This is a genomic window from Streptomyces sp. NPDC058457 (genome assembly GCF_042720695.1).
Classification (GTDB): domain Bacteria; phylum Actinomycetota; class Actinomycetes; order Streptomycetales; family Streptomycetaceae; genus Streptomyces.
On the sequence record NZ_JBHXLU010000180.1, the window covers coordinates 1 to 3821 of the forward strand.

Genomic DNA, 3821 nt, shown 5'->3' on the forward strand with positions numbered 1-3821 from the left:
GTCCCGTGATTGAACAAGCCCGGGACCGTTCGCTGTCGCAGGAGGATGGCCCTCACTGCCTCGGATCGCCCGTCATCGCTGTGACGGCGCGGCGAACCGTCCGGTGATCACCGCACGCGCGAGCGTGTGCGTCCAGAGGTTGAACCCCAGATACGCCGGGGTCGCGTCCCGGTTCAGGCCGAGCTCTGCCACGTCGACTGCGTGGACGGCGATGTGGTAGACGTGCTCGCCGGTGCCGGGAGGCGGCGCGGCCCCGACGTAGCGCTTCAGCCCCGCGTCGTTGGCCAGTTGCCACGCACCCTTCGGCAGACCGGAGCCGGAGCCGTCGCCCGCCCCGGACGGCAGTTCCGTCACCGACGCCGGGATGTCGGCGGCCGCCCAGTGCCAGAAGCCGCTCACCGTCGGCGCATGTGGGTCGTACACGGTGACGGCAAAGCCCTTGGTCTCGGCGGGGAAACCCGACCAGCTCAGGTGCGGTGAGGTGTCCGTGCCACCGATCCGGCTGCTGATCTGCGCGATCGGAAGAACTCCTCCGTCCTGCACGTCCTTGCTCTTCAGCGTGAACGCAGGAACCCTTCCGAGCTTGTCGTAGGGGGATTCCATGGCTGTGCCTTTCGTGTCTGGGTTTCTGTTCGAGCGGGCGCACCGCGCGAATGCTGTTGCTGATCGCGACCGGACCGGCCGACTCGCGGAGCGGTACCGCGGTATCAGGCCTCCTCAAGGGCCGCGAGGGCTGCCAGTACCTCCTTCGGCGGCGACGACGCCGCCTCCACGCCGGGTATCGCCTGCGCCGTCACCTCCTGCTGCAGGGGCACGTCCGCGAGCGCTGCCTGCAGATCCTGCGGGGTCCAACGGCGCTCGGCGTTGTTGAGGTGCCGGCTCACCGTCCAGCCGTCGAAGACGGTCAGATCGTCCCCGAGGATTCCGAAGACCCGGCCGGTGTAGCGGCAGAGCGGCGACGCGAGATACGTGGCGACGGCCGCCACGTTCTCCGGAGCCATGCGGTCGAAGCCCTCTTCGACCGGCTTCATGAGATCGGGGGCGACAGTCGCGCTGACACGCGTCCGGGCGGCCGGGGCCAAAGCGTTGACCCGGACGCCGAGATCGGCGAGGTCCAGTGCGCAGGAGATGGTCAGCGCGGCCACGCCGGCCTTGGACGCGGTGTACATGGGGTTGCCGGGCCAGGGGATGAGCCCGACGGCGGACGAGGTGTTGACGATGCGGCGCCCCGGCTGCGGCCCGGTCTCGCGCCAGTGGGCGGCCGCCCAGTGGGAGAGGGCGGCGGTGCCGGTGAGGTTCACCGCGATGGTGCGCTCCCAGTCGAGCCGCGAGATGACGTCGATGGGGCCAAAACGCGATATGGCCGCGTTGTTGACGACGATGTCGAGTCGTCCGAACGTTGCGAGTGCCGCCTGTACGACGGCGCCGGCGCCGTCCCAGTCGGAGATGTCGGTGGTGTCGGCCACGGCGCGGCCTCCGGCGGCGACGATGGCCTGCGCGACCTCCTCGGCCGGCCCGTTGTTCGAGTGGCCTTCGCCGCCGAACTCGGCTTCACCGAGATCGTTGACGACCACGGCCGCACCCTCCGCGGCCAGTGCCAGGGCGTGTGCTCTGCCTATGCCGCGTCCGCCGCCCGTGACGATCGCGACCTTGCCCTCAAGAAGTGCCAATTTCCTCTCACTTTCCTTCATGTAGACGGCATCGGGGACCACGCGGCTCCTGGGCGGCCGCCGACTGCGGCGCGGGAATGAGGCAGCACGGCCCCGCGGGGCGCGCACATCGGGGTGGCCGCCGAGGCGCGGCGCCAGGTGCGGTCAAGGCTGGAACATCAAGAGACCGTATCTGAAACTTCAGTATGACGACCACGAAACATTGACAGGAGGCCTTTGTCAAGAGCCGCGCGCCGCGTCGTCGGATCGCCGTTTCCTCCGGCGTTCGCCGCGCGCGTCGCAGCGTGGGAGTGTGCAGGGCCAGGTGACGCCTCGGTGTCGCCCGCTACCGGGACGGCCGCGCCGATGAGGCGCATCGGGCTGCTTCTACGGCTGACCGTATGCCGGTCGGCCGTGACCGAAGGTGCCGGTCACCAGGGCGGGATGGTCCTGTCGGTGCATGCCACGAGCGGCAGCCGGATGGCGCCCGGCGCCTCGAACGCGGCGACGCACAGAAGCGCCCGCCGCCGACGGCCGCTCGTGATATGTCAAATCTTCCGTGACGAGCAGGCAACCGGACTTATTGACATCTCAGAAAGCTTGGCTGATATTTCGAGAATTCCACCGCGTTTCAGCGACGATTCGTTCGGAGGATCCCTTGACCTCGTCCACTCCCGTCCCCACCGGCGCGGACTCGTTCCGCAGCACCGGATGGACTCCGCGACTTGTCCTGTCCCTGATCTCCCTGCTCTGTCTGGTCGAGTCGGCGGCCTTCGCCAACATAGCCACCACCACCGCGGTGCCTCGGATCATCGGGCACTTCAACACCACTCAGGGAGGCTGGCTGGTGACGGTCACCACGCTGGCCGGAGCCTCCTCCTCCCCGCTGCTCGGCAAGCTGGCCGACCTGCACGGCAAGCGCCGGATGATCCTTGTCGCGCTGGTCCTGGCCTGCCTGGGCGAGATCATCGCGGCGACCGCTCCCGTTTTCTGGGTGATGATCGTCGGCCACGTTCTGCTCGGTGCGCTCACCGCCCTGCTGTTCCTGTGCTACTCGCTGATCCGGGATGTCTATCCGAAGAAGCTCGTTCCCTTCGCGGCCAGCGTGTCGGTGACGGGCATGGGTCTGCTGCTGGTCGGGGCGCCGTTCCTGATCGGTGTGCTGATCGATCACTTCGGATTCCGTTCGGTATACGTGTTCAACCTCGCGTGGCTGGTCGTGATGGGGGTGGCCATGGTGTTGACCACGCCCGAGACGGGCGTGCGCCGTCCCGCCCGCCTGGACGTACTCGGTGTGCTGCTGCTGGCCGGCGGCGTCACGTTGATCCTGCTGCCGGTGAGCAAGGCCACGGAGTGGGGGTGGGGCTCGGCCCGGGTCGTCGGCCTGCTGACCGGCGGGGTGGTCGTGCTCGCGGTCTACGCCCTGGTCGCGCTTCGGACCCGGGAACCGGTGCTGGACCTGCGGGCGCTGTTCCGGCGGACCGTCCTGTTCGGCGTGCTGGGCGGGGGTATGGGCAACAGTCTCTCGCTGGTGATGACGATCCTGCTGGCGTTGCTGGCCATGACGCCGCGGCAGTTGGGCGGCACCTACGGCCTGGGCTACTCGGCGACCGAGTACGCCTTTGTGACGGCGACATTCGCCCTTGCCAGCGTGGTGGCCGGCGTCGTTGTCGGCATGGTGGTCCGGCGGACCGGCCCCCGGCGGCTGATGTATCTGGGCCTGGGCCTGCTCGCAGGCGGTGCGCTGGTGCTGATGCTCGCGCACGACACGCTCGGGAAGATTCTCGTCGGTTGCGTGATCGTGGGTCTGGGGAGCGGTCTGGCGATGGGCTCCATGCCGATCATGGTGATCGGGGGTACGCAGGAGTCTGAGCAGGGGGCGATGTCGTCGGCGGGCGGACTCAGCGCGGGCCTCATCGGCGCCGCCATGTCCACCATGGTGTTCGCCATCATGACGCCCACCGTGAAATCCCCGGTGCCCGGTGTGCTCGTCTACGGTGACTCGGGGATTTCGAACGCCCTGCTGGCCGTCGCCGGTGTCGCCTTCGTATCCCTGCTCATCGGCGCGATCTTCCTCCGCCCTCGTGACGGCGGCGCGGCGGAGAAGCGGGCGATAGCACCCATCGAGGAAACCGCGCTATCCGTGTGAGGTGAATGGGCTCGGTCGTGGCG

Annotated in this window: 3 protein-coding genes; 1 reads left to right on the forward strand and 2 read right to left on the reverse strand. The window is 68.6% G+C overall.

From position 1 onward, the window contains the following. Positions 1-72 precede the first annotated feature (72 nt). On the reverse strand, positions 73-603 hold the full coding sequence (locus ACFWPS_RS53785; protein WP_383721856.1) for a YbhB/YbcL family Raf kinase inhibitor-like protein: 531 nt from the start codon (positions 601-603) through the stop codon (positions 73-75). A gap of 104 nt (positions 604-707) precedes the next feature. Continuing rightward, entirely contained in the window at positions 708-1670 is a 963-nt protein-coding gene (locus ACFWPS_RS53790; RefSeq protein WP_383721858.1) for an SDR family NAD(P)-dependent oxidoreductase, read from the reverse strand. Between the two features lie 637 nt (positions 1671-2307). On the opposite strand from ACFWPS_RS53790, the gene ACFWPS_RS53795 reads away from it, so the two are divergent. Next, entirely contained in the window at positions 2308-3798 is a 1491-nt protein-coding gene (locus tag ACFWPS_RS53795; protein ID WP_383721860.1) for an MFS transporter, read from the forward strand. The last annotated feature ends 23 nt before the right edge of the window (positions 3799-3821 follow it).

Excerpts from the sequence above, each read along its gene's own strand:
- ACFWPS_RS53785 (WP_383721856.1), bottom strand. The coding sequence starts at position 603 with ATGGAATCCCCCTACGACAAGCTCGGAAGGGTTCCTGCGTTCACGCTG.